20 protein-coding genes are annotated in these 17,084 nt (G+C 43.6%); 14 read left to right on the top strand and 6 right to left on the bottom strand.

All coding sequences use genetic code 11. From position 1 onward, the window contains the following. Window positions 1-109 precede the first annotated feature (109 nt). From KKOR_RS11765 to KKOR_RS13715, 3 genes are all read left to right on the top strand, one after another. The gene (locus tag KKOR_RS11765) at window positions 110-1,687 is read left to right on the top strand and encodes a BamA/TamA family outer membrane protein (protein WP_015781356.1); all 1,578 of its coding nucleotides are present in this window, start codon (window positions 110-112) and stop codon (window positions 1,685-1,687) included. A 448-nt stretch (window positions 1,688-2,135) separates the two neighbouring features. Then, window positions 2,136-2,789 carry a winged helix-turn-helix domain-containing protein gene (locus tag KKOR_RS11760; RefSeq protein WP_015781354.1) on the top strand — a complete coding sequence of 218 codons (654 nt, stop codon included), beginning with the start codon at window positions 2,136-2,138 and terminating at the stop codon, window positions 2,787-2,789. A gap of 187 nt (window positions 2,790-2,976) precedes the next feature. Beyond that, window positions 2,977-3,105 (top strand): hypothetical protein, encoded by a 129-nt coding sequence (locus KKOR_RS13715; RefSeq protein WP_267195225.1) that lies wholly within the window; start codon window positions 2,977-2,979, stop codon window positions 3,103-3,105. Here KKOR_RS13715 and KKOR_RS11750 read toward each other — a convergent pair. Next, window positions 3,067-4,203 carry a glycosyltransferase family 9 protein gene (locus KKOR_RS11750; protein ID WP_083777366.1) on the bottom strand — a complete coding sequence of 379 codons (1,137 nt, stop codon included), beginning with the start codon at window positions 4,201-4,203 and terminating at the stop codon, window positions 3,067-3,069. The genes KKOR_RS13715 and KKOR_RS11750 overlap by 39 nt on opposite strands. A gap of 30 nt (window positions 4,204-4,233) precedes the next feature. Here KKOR_RS11750 and KKOR_RS11745 point away from each other — a divergent pair, with 30 nt between their 5' ends. Further along, window positions 4,234-4,947: a 3-deoxy-D-manno-octulosonic acid kinase gene (locus KKOR_RS11745; protein WP_015781352.1), complete on the top strand. Its 714-nt coding sequence runs from the start codon at window positions 4,234-4,236 to the stop codon at window positions 4,945-4,947. Window positions 4,948-4,960: 13 nt separating this feature from the next. On the opposite strand, the gene KKOR_RS11740 is transcribed toward KKOR_RS11745, so the two are convergent. Together KKOR_RS11740 and KKOR_RS11735 are read right to left on the bottom strand one after the other, a co-directional pair. Next, window positions 4,961-5,995, bottom strand: coding sequence for a DUF3667 domain-containing protein (locus KKOR_RS11740; protein ID WP_015781351.1), 1,035 nt, complete (start codon window positions 5,993-5,995; stop codon window positions 4,961-4,963). Continuing rightward, window positions 5,964-6,236, bottom strand: coding sequence for a twin transmembrane helix small protein (locus KKOR_RS11735; protein ID WP_015781350.1), 273 nt, complete (start codon window positions 6,234-6,236; stop codon window positions 5,964-5,966). The genes KKOR_RS11740 and KKOR_RS11735 overlap by 32 nt, the downstream gene beginning before the upstream one ends. Before the next feature lie 119 nt (window positions 6,237-6,355). Between KKOR_RS11735 and KKOR_RS11730 the strand changes: the two genes are divergently transcribed. The 6 genes from KKOR_RS11730 to KKOR_RS11705 all read left to right on the top strand — a co-directional run bounded on the left by KKOR_RS11730 (window position 6,356) and on the right by KKOR_RS11705 (window position 12,194). Next, window positions 6,356-7,141 (top strand): SURF1 family protein, encoded by a 786-nt coding sequence (locus tag KKOR_RS11730; RefSeq protein ID WP_015781349.1) that lies wholly within the window; start codon window positions 6,356-6,358, stop codon window positions 7,139-7,141. Next, a complete protein-coding gene (locus KKOR_RS11725) occupies window positions 7,122-7,733 on the top strand; it encodes a hypothetical protein (RefSeq protein WP_015781348.1) in 612 nt (203 codons plus the stop codon). The genes KKOR_RS11730 and KKOR_RS11725 overlap by 20 nt, the downstream gene beginning before the upstream one ends. Window positions 7,734-7,746: 13 nt before the next feature. Continuing rightward, on the top strand, window positions 7,747-8,856 hold the full coding sequence (locus KKOR_RS11720) for a COX15/CtaA family protein (protein WP_015781347.1): 1,110 nt from the start codon (window positions 7,747-7,749) through the stop codon (window positions 8,854-8,856). Further along, window positions 8,849-9,796 (top strand): heme o synthase, encoded by a 948-nt coding sequence (gene cyoE / locus KKOR_RS11715; RefSeq protein WP_015781346.1) that lies wholly within the window; start codon window positions 8,849-8,851, stop codon window positions 9,794-9,796. Before KKOR_RS11720 ends, cyoE begins: the two co-directional genes overlap by 8 nt. Before the next feature lie 18 nt (window positions 9,797-9,814). Further along, window positions 9,815-10,465, top strand: coding sequence for an SCO family protein (locus KKOR_RS11710; protein ID WP_015781345.1), 651 nt, complete (start codon window positions 9,815-9,817; stop codon window positions 10,463-10,465). Between the two features lie 358 nt (window positions 10,466-10,823). Further along, entirely contained in the window at window positions 10,824-12,194 is a 1,371-nt protein-coding gene (locus KKOR_RS11705; RefSeq protein WP_015781344.1) for an MATE family efflux transporter, read from the top strand. A gap of 21 nt (window positions 12,195-12,215) precedes the next feature. Here KKOR_RS11705 and KKOR_RS11700 read toward each other — a convergent pair whose 3' ends face one another. Further along, entirely contained in the window at window positions 12,216-13,706 is a 1,491-nt protein-coding gene (locus tag KKOR_RS11700) for a lysophospholipid acyltransferase family protein (RefSeq protein ID WP_041296054.1), read from the bottom strand. A gap of 125 nt (window positions 13,707-13,831) precedes the next feature. On the opposite strand from KKOR_RS11700, the gene KKOR_RS11695 reads away from it, so the two are divergent. The 4 genes from KKOR_RS11695 (at window position 13,832) to KKOR_RS11680 (ending at window position 16,110) form a co-directional block, all read left to right on the top strand. Next, the gene (locus KKOR_RS11695) at window positions 13,832-14,212 is read left to right on the top strand and encodes a DUF423 domain-containing protein (protein WP_015781342.1); all 381 of its coding nucleotides are present in this window, start codon (window positions 13,832-13,834) and stop codon (window positions 14,210-14,212) included. 29 nt (window positions 14,213-14,241) lie between these two features. Next, window positions 14,242-14,748 carry a TIGR02444 family protein gene (locus KKOR_RS11690; RefSeq protein WP_015781341.1) on the top strand — a complete coding sequence of 169 codons (507 nt, stop codon included), beginning with the start codon at window positions 14,242-14,244 and terminating at the stop codon, window positions 14,746-14,748. 66 nt (window positions 14,749-14,814) lie between these two features. Further along, window positions 14,815-15,765 (top strand): FKBP-type peptidyl-prolyl cis-trans isomerase, encoded by a 951-nt coding sequence (gene fkpA / locus KKOR_RS11685; protein WP_143715067.1) that lies wholly within the window; start codon window positions 14,815-14,817, stop codon window positions 15,763-15,765. Window positions 15,766-15,783: 18 nt separating this feature from the next. After that, window positions 15,784-16,110 carry a DUF962 domain-containing protein gene (locus tag KKOR_RS11680; protein ID WP_015781339.1) on the top strand — a complete coding sequence of 109 codons (327 nt, stop codon included), beginning with the start codon at window positions 15,784-15,786 and terminating at the stop codon, window positions 16,108-16,110. A gap of 94 nt (window positions 16,111-16,204) precedes the next feature. Here KKOR_RS11680 and KKOR_RS11675 read toward each other — a convergent pair whose 3' ends face one another. Together KKOR_RS11675 and KKOR_RS11670 are read right to left on the bottom strand one after the other, a co-directional pair. Then, a complete protein-coding gene (locus tag KKOR_RS11675; protein WP_015781338.1) occupies window positions 16,205-16,501 on the bottom strand; it encodes an antibiotic biosynthesis monooxygenase family protein in 297 nt (98 codons plus the stop codon). 24 nt (window positions 16,502-16,525) lie between these two features. Next, complete coding sequence (locus tag KKOR_RS11670) at window positions 16,526-17,038, bottom strand: disulfide bond formation protein B (RefSeq protein ID WP_015781337.1); 513 nt, start codon at window positions 17,036-17,038, stop codon at window positions 16,526-16,528. Between the last annotated feature and the right edge of the window lie 46 nt (window positions 17,039-17,084).

Raw genomic sequence — 17,084 nt, 5'->3', positions numbered from 1 at the left:
AAATTCAACGCATGACATCTGCCAAAAGTCATTCTATGATGGAAGTTAGTGGCAGAAGATTAGTCATAATAAAACAACTAAGGGATTCATATTGAAGGCTTGTAAGGTAATGGTTACAACGGCAAACCTGATGATGTTGGCAGTCTTGCTGACTGTTTTTGCTGCTGTTGGACAAGCCGATGAGCAAGTCAAAATTGACAAAATCAGGATAACGGTCAATCCGATTTTTAGTGAGGAAGAGCGCACCGGTTGGCTGTATGAAACCGCAGATAAACTGCACATTGATACTTATCCCTATGTGGTTAGTCGGTTGTTACCTTTTAAAGAAGGTGACTCAATCAGTCTGCGCAGCATTGATGAAGCAGAAAGAATATTAAGGTCAAAGTCATTCTTACGTGACGCCAGAGTGACCTGGAAAGAGTCAGCAAGTGGCGACGGCATAATCATTGATGTCAACACATGGGAAAACTGGACACTTGTGCCTAAAGTTGATGTCAGCCGCAAAGGGGGAGTCACCGAGTATTCCTACGGAATAGAAGACGATAACTTACTGGGGCACGGCCTTAGAGCTACCATGCTCTATTTCAAGGAGCAGCAGCGCAGCGGTTATTCGCTTGTCCTATCCTCTCAGGTTTCCACCGAGAGCCATATCCAGGCCTCTTTGGTTTTATCGGACACTTCGGATGGCGAGCAGTATTCCCTCGGCTTAAGCAAGCCTTTTTACACTCTGGATGATGAGTGGGGAGCTGAGCTATACGTCAACACCGAGCGTCGTGATGATACCATCTATAGTAATGATGAAGAGGTTAATGTATTTGAGCATAAGATAGATCATTTTGAGTGGTCGTATGGGGTATCTGAAGGCTTGATCAATGATCGAACGATTCGCTATGAGTTTGGTTACACGCAGCGTAAGGATAGCTTTCTGGAGTTGCCATTGACCATTGGTCTTCCGGAAGAGCGAGACTTTAGTTATCCCTGGTTCGGTGTTGAGTATCTTGACGATAATTTTATAAAAACAAAAAACCTTTATTTGATAGGTCGCACTGAAGATGTTCAATTGGGCTGGCGTCATAACCTCAGAATAGGTGTTAATACCAGCAACAGCGAATACCAGAAAGCTCTTCATTGGTATTGGTCTTCACGATATACAAACCAAATCAATAATGAACATATTTATACCTCCTGGTTGACCGGTGATGGTGTTGAACCTGAAGGTGGGATTGAATCGACTTACTACTATTCGGCGGGATATGAGTATTTTCACCATGCTTCTGATACTCGAATTTGGTATGGCAAGCTACAATTTTGGGGAGCAGAGAATCCTTTCATAGATAGGCCTATATCAATTGGAGGTGAGTCTGGTTTGAGGGGTTACCCACTGCAATATCAGCATGGTGACCAGGCTTATCTGGTTAATCTTGAGAAGCGGTATTATCCCGGAATTAATTTATTTAAATTGGTTGATGTTGGATTTGCTGCTTTTACGGATATAGGCAGGGCAAGAGGTGACACTCTGTATCCAAATCAGGAGGAGGGAACTCTTATATCAGTCGGGTTGGGTATACGGTTATTCTTCTCACGTTCCAGTGGCCGCAATCTGGTGAACATTAATTTTGCTAAGCCTGTTAATTCTGATTATCTCAGCGAATGGGATTTTAGTATTACTGCAACAACCAGCTTTTAACTTTACTCCTTCCCAATAACTGCAAAAGCTACTGAAATATCTATTGAGATATGTGTCTAGAAACATAATTTGGCATACATTCTTTACGCTTTCCCAAAAATGGTACAGTTATTTCAACAGAGACAAAGTTAGTTACATTTCCTCACAACAGTTTTTTCAAAAGTCGTGTCATATAGGTACAGAACAAGCATATTTTGCTATTAACAACCTAGTACAAGGAGTACCATTATGAACACTAATACTAAAAAAACCTTTCGCTTAGATCTGGAGGATGTTTTTCTTGACGTCTGCTGGGTAATAATCGCACTACTTTTGGTTGGTATGTTGATTTTTAGTATCATTTGATACGAAAAATAACTTTATTTTGTTTTGACGGTCTAACCTGTCGGAATGAGTAATACTAGCCCTCAAAACATTCAGGCCCACGTCAAAAGACAAGGAAATGGCGATGCAACAGCACCTTTCTGGAGGTTTCCAACTGGTCGATTGGCAGGTTGACCCTGCCCTGAACCAGCTATCGATTGATGAAAAGATATTTGAACTGGAACCAAAAGTGATGCAAGTACTAGTATGCCTGAATGAACATGCTGGAGAACTTGTCACTAAAGATACATTGTTTGAGGAAGTCTGGCATGGAGTTTCAATTAGTGATGATGCAATTTACTGCAGTATCTCCAAGTTACGTAAAACTTTCCGACAGGTGGCTGAGCATCGTAGCCCAGAGCTGAAAACAATAGCTCGGCAAGGGTATATGTTATACAACAACCCTTCGTATAAGGTGCTGAATTCAGCGTCACTGATTAGTCACGGTAGGCGTCATGATGATTGCTTAAAAAGTCATGGCGTTAGCATGGGGCTTGAGCAAAATGGATACTCAAACATAGGCATCGGAAAGAAAAACAGTATAGGGGCCGAAAAAAAAGTTAAAAGGCCTGTTCAGAGTTCTGAATTAAAGCTACTTAACATAGAGCTCTTTGTTAACGAAAACAAAAAGAAGAATCAGATAACAACACATCGTTCACTTAACCAAAAACTAAAAGTTCTTTTACTCATCCTAGTGATAGCTATTCTAATGCAGGTAATGATTATACTGTTCGTGTAACAGTTGTTTTGTTTTTGTCACAGAAGTCTGAAGAAAGTCTGTTCGACAGCATCTTAAAATTTCTGAACATTGATCTAAATCATTGCTTTTTAAGCCAGTTAAAAAGTTCGGGAAACAGACAGGACAATGCTGAGTTTTTGTTAAATACTGAAGTCTCATTGGATAACAGCGAAAGCAAGGAGAATCCATGAAAACTAAAATAGTTAAGCCTAAACATGTGCATGAGTATGATGCCGAAGATGTGTTTTTAAATGTCTGTCAGGGTGTAGTTGCTGTCTTATTGGCCACTATTCTGGTCTACAATATTTTCATTTAGAAAGTCTTGCATCACCTGGTCAATTAAGTGGGTTACCTGTTCAACAGTAATCTGTTGCATCAGGTTGTCGCCTTTCAATCGATAACCCCATGGCAGTTCGTTGACCGAGCAATTGAGTTGCTGTGTTGCTGATGCGGTATAAGCATCGGCAACATAGTCTAAATATAAATAGGGCCCGGTTCGTTGCGGGTTGCTATGTGCGTACAGACCAATCACAGGCGTACCTTGTGTGACAGCCATGTGTGCAGGGCCTGAGTCCGGAGCGATAACAAATTTGGCAGCTTTCAAAACCGCCAATAATTGCTTTAAATTGGTATTGCCTATTAAATCAATGATAGGAGATTTGGTGTGGCTTAAAATACTATCTCCCAGCGAGCGTTCCATAGCACTTGGCCCACCGGTCATAACTATAGTGAAACCTTTGGCGTGACAATAATCTGCGACTTTAGCGTATCGGGCTGCGAGCCAGTTTCGCTCCGCTTTGCTGGCGCCAGGTGATATCACCATGAATGATTCCTGAGGCAATTGATTGTCGGCCCACAATTCGACTTCGTGCGGCAGTGGGATATTCCATAAGGGCTGACTGTCTGGCACGCCAATAGCACGGGCAAAATTTCGAAAGCCTTCCAATACATGCATGCCTTTACTGTCGGTAATATGCTCGTTAACAAACAGCGAGTGCAGTTCTTTACTGCGTTTTTTCTCAAAGCCTAATTTTATCTTGGCAGGAATAAAGTAAGCAGCAAGATTGGCACGTAAAGCCAGTTGCATGTGCAGCAAAATATCGTATTCGCGTCCCTTCATAGCATTACGCAGCTCAGCATACGCTTTAATGCCCTTACTTTTATCGAAGATGACAAATTCAACGTCAGGTAAATGCTTTAGTAGCTGCGCCTCCACTTTGCCAATAACCCAGGTGATCAATGCTTCGGGATATTGTCGTTGAATGGCTTGGACGGTCGATACTGCATGACACACATCGCCAATAGCTGAAAGGCGCAAAATGCAAATTGCTTGTGGCGACTGAGGAAAGTTTTCTAACACAGTATGACCTTGAAAATTAGGGACTTGCGTCGATTTTAATGTATAGTAAGCCATAAACCAACCATCAGTCCCGTTTACGTTTCTGTGAAAATTCAACAAGTTGACAGAAATCGGTTCCTGGTGACAACCAAGCGCTACCGCGACAAAGTTACTAGTGACTGGTTTGACTCAAAAGTATTAGCAGAGCAGGGAGCTATCATTGGACACTCAACTGGACGAAGTACCACCTGGTTTTTTCAACAGCAGGACGAGCAGTTCGTGCTTCGAAAATACTACCGGGGCGGTATTCTATCGAAGTGGGTTGAGGACTCTTATCTATTCACAGGCTTAAAAAGAACACGAGCATATCGTGAGCTTTCTTTACTTAAAAAGATGTACAAAAAAGGACTGCCAGTTCCTGAGCCTGTGGCTTTGATGGTAGATAAAAATGGCTTTACTTACCGCGCATCGATCATTATTGGGCTGATAAAAAACGCTCAAGACCTTTTTCATGTTTTGCGACAGCGTTCTCTTTCTGCTGATGAGTGGAAAGCAGTAGGAGCGCTGGTTAAGCAGTTCCACGACAAGGGTGTCTATCATTCCGACTTAAACATTCATAATATTCTGTTAGACGCTCAAGGCAGGTTCTGGGTGATCGACTTTGATAAAGGTCGACTCATGTCTAATAAAAGCACCAAGCTGGAAACTAATCTGGCGCGGCTGCAACGTTCGCTGAGAAAGGAACTTTCAAAATTTTCAGACTTCAACTGGCAAGAAAGTGACTGGGAACACTTAGTCAAAGGCTATTATGGCAATTGATAAACGCTGTCGGTTAAGTCGACATCAATCCAATCAGTAACGCCACAATCAGCATAAACCCGAAAATCATAAAGTAGAGAATTCCAAACAGCAGGAAGCGCCAGCTGGTTGCCCAATAACCGGTCTGATAAAAATTCTTTTGCGCATAAAATAGATAGAGTATTAATCCAAAGAAAACAAACCAGCCGAGATGCAGCACTTGTAGCTGAGGCAACCAACCGACCAGTTGAGACCAGCCCAGATAAAGCAAAATAATGGCAAACATAAAACTGTGGCTGTGAATTAAGAGTACCAGGTGTTCAACGTACAGCCGCTTTTTGAAGAGATAAAACAGGCTCAACAGTAACGCAAAAATCGGCAGTGCAAACAGCATTGTTTGTGGGATCACTTCAATCATATTCTGTACAATTGAGAGCCCTAAAGCACTACGTGCAGCTTTCTGTTTTTCTTCTGGTAAGTAGGAGATGTCGTGGTAAGTATCACAGAGCTTATCAATGCGTTGCTCTAAAGCCTGGTCAAGCCATTGTGGCCATAAATGAAAGATATCTTTGGCTTCAGCTTTACAGTTTAGAGTTTGCTCAAATGGATCCAATGGCTTGTTATCTGCTGAATTGTTTTGAGCTTCTTCGATGGCCTTCAATACTTGTGGATTAATATTGTCGTTGTCACTTAATTGTACTCTTGCATCGGCAAGTTCTTGTTGTAGCTCTACTTGCTGCTCGGGAGTGAGTTCTTCACCGCCAAACTGAACATTAGTGAGAGTGAATCCGCCAGCCTTGGTCATTATCAGGAAAATAATCGATAGGATCAGATAGAGCTTGATTGGGGTGACGTAATGATTCTTATGGTGTGAGTTGGTGAAGTAATCTCGAGATAAGGCGGCAGGCTTTATTAGCATGCGAGCGGTTTTGAAAACTTTCGAGTCATAGTTCAGCCAATCTTCTACAAACTCGACTAACAGTTCTTTGATGGTTCTTTGCGGACGAAAGTTCTTTTGTCCGCACTGATTGCAATATTTACCAGCTTTTTGGGAGTTTGATTGATTCACTACTCGTTCCTTGGGGTGAAGTTTCAACCGGCAGGACGCTCTCTCTAAGCTCAAGCACACCAAAGTAATGTAGCAAAATTACAATGATAAACAATAAGATAGATAGGCCGATTCGCCAGCTTAAAGCTTTAACCAGTTTTTTGCTTGATTCTTCGTCGCCCTTGCCTAAAAAGAACAACCCTCTAAAAAGGCTGAATAATATGGCGAGCATCAATATAATAAGTACAACTTTAATCCACATAATTTAATTCTTTGCTGGTAACCAATCTGCAAAAGACAGATCGAATTTAATGGGGCTAGAGCCGCATTATACTCAGATTGGGCATAAAAACTGAAGCAGTAGAATGATAAGGGCTTGTTTTGTCTAAACCTTTGTTTCAATTACCAATAGGTGGCCGGTTGTTTGCACCTAGCCTGATTCCAACAATAGCCTTCCTGTTGTTATTACCTGTCTTGCTAAGACTTGGGGTCTGGCAGCTTGATCGGGCTCAGGAAAAGCGCGAGCTAATAGCAAGTTTGGAAGCTAAATCCAGTCAGCAAAGCATCAGTCTGGAGCAAGCATTGCAGTTAGAAAAACCAGATCAGACCAAAGTCATGGTTGCTGGGCAACCCGTTAATGATGTGCATCTGGTAGTGGACAATCAAAAGCATGATGGACGATTGGGTTATGAAGTTTATGGCTTATGGCAAACAGAGTCTGGTTCTCAAGGCAATCCTGAAGAATATATATTAGTGAGCCGAGGTTGGCTTCCGCGCCAGGATTTTTACCAAAAAGTGCCCAATATCCCGAAATTTACGGATAATAAGCTGTCAGGCCAGCTCTATTTCTCGAAAGGCTCTAATCAGGTTGTGGCACAAAATGCCCAGTGGCAAAAGTTTGATGATGCCTGGCTAATTGGCCAGTTTGATCTGGAAACTATTGCAGAAAAAGCAGGTGAAATAGGGTATTATACCGCTCCTTTTGTGGTCAGGCAGCAGGCAGATTCCAGTTCCCCTTTCGTCAGGCAGTGGGAGTTGGTGGCAAGCCCCCCAGAAAAGCATATTGCCTATGCGGTTCAGTGGTTTGGGATGGCCTTGGTACTGATCATATTATTCATTGTGTTAAATCTAAAGCGAGAGAGACAAGATGAGTCAGCAAACGGTTGACCCGAAAGTACGCAGTCAAAACCGAAAAGTCGTTTCAGCTCTGGTTCTGGTATTTGCCGCCCCAGTGATTCTGGCCTATGTGGCGATGCATATGGGTTGGTTTCATGTGGCAACCAAGAATAACGGCACCCTTTTGCAAACGCCCTACCCGCACTTCGATCAATTTGAATGGTTTGGTGTTGATGACCAGCCATTACACTTTAAAGATTTTGAAACTCAGTGGTGGTGGATTTATTTTCCTGAGCAGAACACCTGTGATGAAGCTTGTGAATTGAATATTCATTGGCTGACGCAGACTCACGCTACATTAGGCAAAGAGTCTGAAAAATTGACTCGTCTTATCGTTTTCCCTGATGACATTATTTATGAAGATAAGGTGCAGAACAGCGAACAACTAAGGCTTGCTCGTGGCACTGGACAGCCGACAGTGGGCGATAGCGTGCAACTTGAGGCTGGGAAGATCTATTTGATGGATGTGCATGGCAATATTTTCATGCGCTACGAACCAGTCGCTAATGAGCAGGAAGCAATAATGCGCAGCAAAGGTCTGCGTGATGATGCGCGCCGCGCCATTAAGACCACAGGTTTGTAAGCAGGTACTATCAATGCAAAAGAAAACATTACGTAAGTTTGCCATATTTGCCAGCGTACTGGCTTTGTGTGTGATTTTATTAGGTGCCTGGACACGTCTTAGTGATGCTGGCCTGGGTTGCCCCGATTGGCCGGGTTGTTATGGTCATTTCACAGTGCCACAAGATGCTGAATATATTAAGCAGGCAGAGGTTAAATACAATCAGGTTTTTGAGGCAGATAAGGCCTGGCCTGAAATGATTCACCGCCACTTTGCAAAGGCAATTGGCCTGGTCATTATCATTCTCTTTATCGGTGCCTGGAGAGGGCGTCGCAAAGACCCAACCATTCCGGTTCTTATACCTTCTATTCTTCTACCGCTGGTCATATTCCAAGGCTTATTGGGGATGTGGACAGTAACCTTAAAAGTGCATCCGTTTGTAGTCATGCTTCATTTGTTGGGTGGCTTTTCAATCATATCGTTGCTGTTTTTATACATTCTACAATTAAGGCCGAAGATTGTTTCCCTGTCAGAGGTTGTTGCTAAGAAGTTTAAAAAGCTGGCGATGGTCAGTTTTGTGCTGGTGATTCTGCAAATCGCGTTGGGCGGTTGGACTGCAGCCAACTATGCTGCAACTGCTTGTACTGAACTGCCTTTCTGTAATGATGGCTGGACCCAGAATGTAGACTTTCAAGGTGGTTATGATTTATGGCAGAAAGGCTTTGAGTTTGATGAATTTAAAGCGCTTGAACAAGAAAAGTTCGAAGCAGATTTAGCTAAAGCTCAGGGTGAGTCATTTATTAATTATGAAGGTGGCGTTTTAAGCCACGCTCAAAAAGTCGCGATTCATGTGAGTCATCGTATCGGTGCTTATCTTGTCTTTTTAGTGGTCGGTTTACTGGCTATTTTGATGATTCGTGAAAGAGATAGCGTGCTGATCCGTCATTTTGGTCGTGCCCTGGCATTAGTGCTCATCGGACAGATGCTGTTGGGTATCAGCAATATCATTTTCGCATTACCCCTATATGTGGCTGTTGCCCATAATGGAGGTGGCGTCATCTTATTATTAACCTTGATTGCAGTGAACTTCTTGGTCAGCTGGCAATTTAAGCAACCAAAGTTAGTGGGAGGCAAGCATGGCTAATTCGAATCAGCAAACCCAGGCAACAGAGGGTGCGCCGAAAAGCCAGGGACGTCCCATCACCTGGCGTGATTATTACGAACTGACCAAGCCGAAAGTGGTTTATCTGTTGGTTTTTACGGCCGTAGTGGGCATGTTTTTGGCTAATGATGTTACTCAAAGCTGGTTTCCGCCATTGAGTGCATTAATCTTTGGTACGCTAGGTATTGCCTTTGCCTCGGGTGCTGCAGCGGTGGTTAATCATGTGGTTGATGCGCGCATTGACACCATGATGGCGCGCACCATGCAGCGTCCGGTAGCACAAGGACGGGTTAAGCCACGCAATGCTGTTATTTTCTCGGCAGCACTGGCAATCGTAGCAATGGCAATGTTGTGGTTTTTAGTCAATCCGCTAACCGCAGTATTAACACTAGGTGGGTTAGTTGGTTACGCCTTTGTTTACACCATGTTCTTGAAGCGTGCCACACCTCAGAATATTGTTATCGGTGGTCTTTCGGGTGCTATTCCTCCACTCTTGGGCTGGACTTCTGTAACCGGATCAGCTGACCCTCATGCATGGTTGTTAGTGCTGATTATTTTTACATGGACACCGCCGCACTTCTGGGCTCTGTCAATCCATCGCATTGAAGATTATGCCAAGGCTGAGATCCCGATGTTGCCAGTAACGCATGGCGAAGATTTCACCAAGACCTCCATCGTGCTGTATACGGTCCTATTAATCTTATCGACAATATTGCCTTACCTGACTGGTATGAGTGGGATCATTTATTTGGTCGCTGCTGTAGCCTTAGGCCTGTGGTTTTTGTACTACACAGTGGTACTTAAGTATCGTGAGCGAGAAGGCATTGCCATGAAAACCTTTGGTGTTTCCATCGGTTATTTGACCTTCTTATTCGCATTCTTGTTGATCGATCATTATGTCGATCCCTTTATTAACTTTTAATCCAGAATAGAGGCTAACATGCAGAAAAATTCAGCATTTGCCAGAATGATTTTTATTATATCGGCGGTCCTTGCACTAGTGGCTGGTGTGATGTCTTATCAGCTATTGTTTGCGCCAAAAGAAATGCAACTGATGCGCACCTTTGGTGAGCCGCGCGCAATAGCACCTTTTGAGGGTAAGACTCATACCGGTGAAACTTTTAATCAGGAAAGCTTCATCGGTAACTGGAGCATTGTATTTTTTGGATTTACCACCTGCCCAGATGTTTGCCCGACAGCAATGAGCAACATCAATCAGGTGATGCAAAAATTGCCCCCCGAAATTGCCAGTTCAACTCAGGTGGTGATGGTTTCTGTCGATCCCGAGCGCGATAGCATTGAGCGACTAGCTAAATATGTTCCAGCTTTTAACAAAGACTTTATTGGCATTAATGCTGGTTTAGAAGAAACTCGAAAATTAACTGAGTCCATCGGCGTCACCTTCTACAAAATTCCAGGTCATGATGACCCTGATAACTATCTGGTCGAACACACAGCTCGTTGGTTTATCATCGATCCGCTTGGCCGACGTTACGCCTTGTTATCGCCGGATGAAGTGTTACCGGGTGAAGATTTAGTTGGGATTGTGGCGAGGGATTTTGAGATTTTGAGGGAACAGTCAGAATTTTAGTATTTTATTACCTTACTTTTGGTACTGAAAATTTATTCTAGATTAGAGTTATTTTATTTGCCCTTTTCTTTGCTCGTCCAAAGAAAAGGGCGAAAAGAAAAGACGCCCCAATCGTTAGGTCCTTCGGACTTCCCTCCTTCATCAAAAATATTAACGCGCCGCCAAACGAAACATCCATGTTTCGAATTGGCTAAATTGGGCTATCCATGCCCAATTTACGCTATATTTTTTCTTCTGTCGGCTAACTCCAGGGGGAAATTAAGAGCACTACCCTTGGCTTCAATACAGATGGCTTGCGAGTGGCGAAACCCACACTTAAAATTAATTAACCAGCCTGAAATTAACCAGAATAAACTACATGAAACTCTGGACTTATAAAACCTTAAAACAAGACTTAAAGCGCCGCGATCAACACTCGGCGATATGGCGGATTGCGTTGCCTATGGTGTTGTCGAATATGACGGTGCCGTTGGTGGGGCTGGTGGATTCGGCGGTGATGGGGCATTTGCCGGAGGCGCATTATCTGGCGGCGGTGGGGCTGGGTGCGGCTTTGTTTACGTTCATCGTTTGGACTATGGGTTTTCTGCGCATGATTACCACGGGTCTGGTGGCGCAGGCTTATGGTGCGGAAGATTATGTGGCGATCCGGCAGTGGCTGTTTTTGTCGTCTTTGTTGGGGTTGATGGTAGCTTTTTTGACTTTGTTGTTAAACCCCTGGCTGATTGATCTGATTCTGTGGTGGATTGAGGGGTCGTCTGAGGTTGAATCCAGTGTTCTGGCTTATTGGAATACTCGGATCTGGGGCTTACCGTTTAGTTTGCTCAATGCGGTGATGATTGGTTGGTTCCTTGGCATGCAGACGGCGCGTATTCCATTCTGGATGCTGCTGATTATTAATGTGCTCAACGTGATGTTGGATCTGTATTTTGTTCTTGGTTTGGGCATGACGGTTGAAGGCGTGGCGCTGGCAAGCGTGATTGCCGAAGCAGTAGGTTTTGTATTTGGTGCTTATCATGTGGTGCGACTTTTAGCAAAGTACCCGATTGCGCAAAAATTCAAACTGGCCTGGCACAAATTAAAACGCTTACTCAGTTTAAATGGTGACTTGCTGATTCGAACTTTGGCATTGGAGCTGGTCTTTTTCACCATCCACGCTCGAGGGGCTGAGCTGGGTGATGAAGTGATGGCGATTAATGCCATATTGCTTAATTTCTTGATGTTAATTGCTAATGGTCTCGATGGATTTGCTAATGCTGTTGAGGCTTTGGTGGGTAAAGCAATTGGCCGTAATAATTGGCGGGATTTCAGAGCCAGTATTAATGTGGGCGGTTTATGGTCGTTACTGGTCAGTTTAATTTTTGCGTTGGTATTCTGGTTGTTCATTGAGGAATTCATTGCGCTTATAACAACCATTGAGAGTGTCAGAGAGGCCGCCGAGCCTTATCATCTGTATATTATTTTTATGGCGCTGGTATCGGTCTGGAGTTTCTGGCTGGATGGTGTCTTTATTGGTGCTTCGCAAATTTCTGCTATGCGTAACTCAATGTTGATTGCCGTTTTAGTCGGCTTTGTCCCTTTGTATTTCCTGACCAAGGGTTACGGCAATCATGGCTTGTGGTGGGCTTTTTATGCCTTTATGCTACTGCGAGCACTCAGTTCGGTGTTATTTTTAAAAATAGGTATTCGAGCAGGTGTTTACATCACAATGGATAAAGGATTTTTATCTTAAAACTACAAGGATTAATGGGTCTTACACCTTCATATGATACTGTTCGATAAATAATTCACGACAACGCTGACTGTCTTTTAATAAGGCAATAGCTTCCATCATCTGCTGACGATCTTTTTCGCGCAATGACTCTTTAAGCTCACGATCATAAAACTCACAATTGGTTGGATTCAATAGAATGAACGAACCATTGGGCAGGATCTGAATATTGGTTTGGCGTATATCGCTTAAATAAACCCCTTCGCTGTGCAGATGTCGCAACCAGCTTCCGAGCAGGATGGCGGTTGGTTCATGACGATCAGCTGGAATATGGCTCAAGCTGACGCCAGGCACTTCAAGGTAACGTAACATGTACGCATTACGCTCTTCGCATAAAGTAAACTCCTGCGGGGTGATGGTATAAAAGCCGCGGAAGGTGAAGGCTGAGCATTTATCCAGCATGCGTTTAAGTTCCTGACGGGTGATATCAATTGCCAGGCTGGTGCGACGCGGGAATATATTAAGCAATTGGCCGTCAAAGGTGCGAACCAACTTTGGTAAACCATCTTGCCGGGTCAAGATTTTACCTGCACTTATGCCGCCATCATGTTGCTCAGCACTGATAGTTTTCAGCTTTGGGGGTTTTTGCTTGTAGATCGTACGTTGACCTTCCGGCAGAGTTTTAAAGCGGCGGTGTACCCAATAATATTGCTCGGGTGCCTGCATGATGCAAGCTTCGAGAATTTTATTGGTCATGGTGCAGTCAATATCATCTTGTCCTGTAAACTCAACTTCCGGTAAGACCTCGACGATCATTTTGCCTTTTTTGTCTTTGTGATAACTGACCGGCAGTACAATGGCGTTGCCCAGTTTGGTGATGCGCATTGGCGAATTTAGGGTTGCCATAGGGTTGCCAAAGAAGGGGGCGAACACAGTGGCTTTACGCCCCATGTCCTGATCCGGCATAAACCACAAATTTTTACCAGACTTCAACCACTTGCCAATCGAGCGAATGTCGTTACGGCCCATAGTCTGGGTACGATTATTGCGGCCTTGTTGGATATGATAATCGAGTGCTGGATTTTTATTAGGACGATAAAACGCAGCAAACTCCAGATAGCGCGACATAATGGCACCCGACAGCTCCAGGCTGGTGTTGTGATAGCCTAGAAAGAAAATACCACGTCCAGTTGCCTGGGCCTTTTCATAGTGCTCAATACCGCGAATCTCATGATATTTTTCCAGCTTGTTAAAGGGTTTGTACCAGGCCAGGGCTAATTCAGCAAAACCCTCACCAAGTGCCAAAAAATGCTGTTTACACAGCTTCTGGCGTTCTGAATAGCTTACATTTGAAAAGCAGTAGCGGAGGTTGGCTTCAACAATGATACGACGGCTCTTAACTCGGTACAGCAGACGACCTAGCTGACGACCACAAGCTATAACAAACGGATAGGGCAGTTTTGCGAATAGCTTCAGTAAGCCAAAGGCCAGGCCAATGAATAAAGAGGATGCTTTGCTGGGTTTTTTAGCCAAGAGATTCAAATCATTAGAAAATTTCCATCATTTTACCCGTAAAGCGGTACATTATAAAACCGTAGATTTTGTAAACCTTATTTCTCATGTAATACTAAGCCCTTTTAAAATTCTCAAACACATCAATGAAAAAACACTTTATCTTACATGGCGCCATGTTTATGGCGTTTGGCGTAGCGCTCGGGGCAATAGGCTCGCACGCATTAAGTTTGAGTAGCGACATGCAGAGACTCTTCGAGCTGGGTGTTCAATACCAGATTTACCATGCGTTAGGCTTGTTAGCTGTTGGATTGATGTCCGGTTATCTAGCAAATCGCAAGGGCGAACTGGCGGGCTGGTTAATGTTTGCAGGCATTGTAGGCTTTAGCGGTGGTTTGTATTTTTACGCATTGACGGGCAATGAACTGATCCGTAAAGTTATCCCTCTCGGCGGAAGCCTACTTATACTAAGCTGGCTGGTCTTTTTCTGGGCCGTTATTGCTAGCAAAATAGACAGTAAGAATTAGATGCCTGAATCAACGCATGGGGTTAGTTGATGGTTAAGGAAAAGCTATTAAAACATCACCAGGATAATTTCTGGGATTGGTCGTGCGTGTTTTATGAGGCATCGCAGGTCAAGCCCTTGTTGCTGAAATTACAAGACAGTTATCAACTGAATGTGAATTATGTGCTACTGGCCCTGTGGGCAGAAGATCAGGGTATCGAGATGGATAAAGTAGTCTGGAAAAAAGTGATTCGTGACGGCATTCAGCCGTCGCAGGCGGTTTCAGGGCTTAGGCATAGACGTCGCAAGGCCAAGCATTTAGGACAGAAGGCGGAATATCAGAAACTGCTGACTCTTGAATTGAAAGGCGAAAAGTTGGTTCAACAACAAGCAGTTAAGAGCTTGCTACCCTTTTGGCCAATTGTGCCTCATTCAGTTGAACCTATGAGTAATTTACGTTTCTATATTGAAACTCAAGCTCAGTCGCGAATTGAAGCGGATGAAGCTTTGCTGGAAGCTTCTGAACTAGGAGTAATAGTTCAAAAGTTACAGGTTTAGACCTCGCATTTTGTAGGCAACTCCTGCACAATGCCTGTTTTTCAACCACTATTTGGGGAAAATAAAGTGATAAAACCAACCATGAAGAAAACAACATTAGTACTAGCTTTTAGTGCTGCACTAGTAGCATGTGAGCAATCCAACGACGTGCAGTCAGAGAAGCCTGAACAAACTAAACAAGTTACTGAATTTAAAGGTGAGTACGATAAAACCGCTTACGCAATTGGCGTAAATTTCTCGACTCAAATGGGACAGAATTTTGAGTCTCTAAAAGAATATGGTGTTGAAATTGACCCTCAGATCGTTGCCGAGGGCATCAAAGATGGCTTTGCCGGTAATGCGAAGTTGACTGATGAGGAAGTAGCCGAAGAAATGGATGCCTTCCAAACTAACTTGAATACTAAAATGGAAGAGCATCAGGCTAAGTTAGAAGCCGAAGCGCAAAAAGAAGCAGAGGCAACCCTGGCCGCTGGCAATGCTTTCCGTGAAGAATATGCACAGAAAGAAGGTGTCAAAACTACTGAATCTGGCTTGATGTATCGTGTGATTGATGTCAGTGGTAGTGAGGAAAGCCCAGCTGCAGAAGACACTGTTAGAGTCCATTATCGTGGTACCTTCATCGATGGTAAGGAGTTCGATAGTTCTTATGAGCGTAAGCAACCTATCGACTTTCCATTACGTGGCGTCATTCCTGGTTGGACTGAAGGTGTTCAATTGATGAATGTCGGTGATAAATACGAGTTCGTGATCAAGCCCGATTTAGCTTATGGTGAGATGGATCGTGGCTCTATTCCGGGTAATTCGACACTAGTATTCGAAGTTGAATTACTTGAAATTAACCCAACTGAACCAGTTCCACCTGTAGAAGAGCCAGCCATTGATGAACAGCTTGAGGAGCAAGTAGAAGAAGCTGCTCAAGAGTTAGAGCAGGCTGCTGAAGCGACTCAGGAAACTGTTGAAGAAGTTGCTGAAGAAGTAGAAGAGGAAGTTAAAGAAGCGACAGGTGACGACCAGTAATTAACAGTAGTAAGGCATATGGCGGAAAAAAGTATCAAAAGCTTTAAAGAGTTTTGGCCTTTTTATCTCGGCGAGCATCGCTTGCCGAGTAATCGCCTGTTTCATTATACCGGCACTACAGCTTCATTATTATTACTCATTTTTTTGATCGCGACCCAGCAATGGGTGTGGCTACCATTAGTATTGGTCGTTGGTTATGGACCAGCCTGGATTGGACATTTTGTGATTGAAAAGAATCGACCGGCCACATTTACCTATCCTTTATGGTCATTAATGGCAGATTATAAAATGTTATTTATGGCAATGACGGGGCAGTTGAAAAAAGAGTGGCCTAAGTATTTTTGAGATAGTAATAGTTAATAGGTTCGTATAGGAAAAAACCAGCTCACTGAGCTGGTTTTTTTGTGAATGGTTAATTTCTTTGTACTATACTCAGTCACTAGCTTTTAAGATGACTGCTCTCTAGTACAGTAACTTTTTCATCTGACTCCAGTAGTGGCCTAATGGCGTCAAGCAAATCGAGTCGATGTTCAGACTCTGCCCACACTTCCCAAGTATCAAATGAGTCCCAGCATGACATGACGATGACATGATTGGGGTTGTCTTTAACGTGAAAAATCTCGCCAGTTAAGAAGCCTGCTGAGTTGCTGGCTTTATTTTTAGCTTGGCGGATCAGTGCATGATAATCGTCAAGTTTACCTTCTTGAATCACTCGCTCGATAATAACTCGGATCATAAGAGCCTCAGTTCTGCTTTAAGATTAAAGTGGTTTAGGTTGCTGGAATGCTTTAAACAATCTAAAGCTAAAGACCAGCGCCGCTATGATGAAAATGATAAGCATCCAGCCAGGCATGGATATTCCCCAGAAGCGCCAGCTGATTTTGGCGCATTCACCTGCACCTGTTAAAACGGTTTGAATGACTTCCATGAAAGGCAGTATATCCATCATGTAATCAAGCGGAGCACCACAGGCAGGTGCTTCACCTTCTGGTAGGCTTTGCAAGTAGACGTGACGTCCAGAAATGCCAATACCGACAAGAGCGGTTAGCAGGCCTAAAATCTGGTAAATACGATTACTGATGGAGTGAATAGTAGGGTTATGAATGGCATTAAGCAGTAACACAATCCCCATTGCAGCTACGGCCACTCGTTGGAACATGCATAATGGACAGGGTTCAAGTCCATCTACGTACTGAAAATAAAGGGCCGTTACCAATAACTGATAACAGATGAAAGCACCTAAAAAGTTCCAGCCACGGTTATTTAAATTCATGTTGTATGCTCTTGTGTCGTTAGTTCACAGCACGCGAATAGCGCAC

It is taken from the genome of Kangiella koreensis DSM 16069 (assembly GCF_000024085.1).
Lineage (GTDB): Bacteria > Pseudomonadota > Gammaproteobacteria > Enterobacterales > Kangiellaceae > Kangiella > Kangiella koreensis.
Note: the sequence above shows the minus strand (reverse complement) of the source record. Positions and strands in the feature narration are given on the sequence as shown.

Bases quoted from the DNA above. Each gene is read 5' to 3' on its own strand.
- KKOR_RS11765 (WP_015781356.1), top strand. From the start codon at position 110: ATGGTTACAACGGCAAACCTGATGATGTTGGCAGTCTTGCTGACTGTT.
- KKOR_RS11735 (WP_015781350.1), bottom strand. From the start codon at position 6,236: ATGTGGATTAAAGTTGTACTTATTATATTGATGCTCGCCATATTATTC.
- KKOR_RS11705 (WP_015781344.1), top strand. From the start codon at position 10,824: ATGAAACTCTGGACTTATAAAACCTTAAAACAAGACTTAAAGCGCCGC.
- KKOR_RS13715 (WP_267195225.1), top strand. From the start codon at position 2,977: ATGAAAACTAAAATAGTTAAGCCTAAACATGTGCATGAGTATGATGCC.
- KKOR_RS11750 (WP_083777366.1), bottom strand. From the start codon at position 4,203: ATGGCTTACTATACATTAAAATCGACGCAAGTCCCTAATTTTCAAGGT.
- KKOR_RS11720 (WP_015781347.1), top strand. From the start codon at position 7,747: ATGCAAAAGAAAACATTACGTAAGTTTGCCATATTTGCCAGCGTACTG.
- KKOR_RS11670 (WP_015781337.1), bottom strand. From the start codon at position 17,038: ATGAATTTAAATAACCGTGGCTGGAACTTTTTAGGTGCTTTCATCTGT.
- KKOR_RS11725 (WP_015781348.1), top strand. From the start codon at position 7,122: ATGAGTCAGCAAACGGTTGACCCGAAAGTACGCAGTCAAAACCGAAAA.
- cyoE (WP_015781346.1), top strand. From the start codon at position 8,849: ATGGCTAATTCGAATCAGCAAACCCAGGCAACAGAGGGTGCGCCGAAA.
- KKOR_RS11675 (WP_015781338.1), bottom strand. From the start codon at position 16,501: ATGATCCGAGTTATTATCGAGCGAGTGATTCAAGAAGGTAAACTTGAC.
- KKOR_RS11695 (WP_015781342.1), top strand. From the start codon at position 13,832: ATGAAAAAACACTTTATCTTACATGGCGCCATGTTTATGGCGTTTGGC.
- KKOR_RS11710 (WP_015781345.1), top strand. From the start codon at position 9,815: ATGCAGAAAAATTCAGCATTTGCCAGAATGATTTTTATTATATCGGCG.
- KKOR_RS11690 (WP_015781341.1), top strand. From the start codon at position 14,242: ATGGTTAAGGAAAAGCTATTAAAACATCACCAGGATAATTTCTGGGAT.
- KKOR_RS11760 (WP_015781354.1), top strand. From the start codon at position 2,136: ATGCAACAGCACCTTTCTGGAGGTTTCCAACTGGTCGATTGGCAGGTT.
- KKOR_RS11680 (WP_015781339.1), top strand. From the start codon at position 15,784: ATGGCGGAAAAAAGTATCAAAAGCTTTAAAGAGTTTTGGCCTTTTTAT.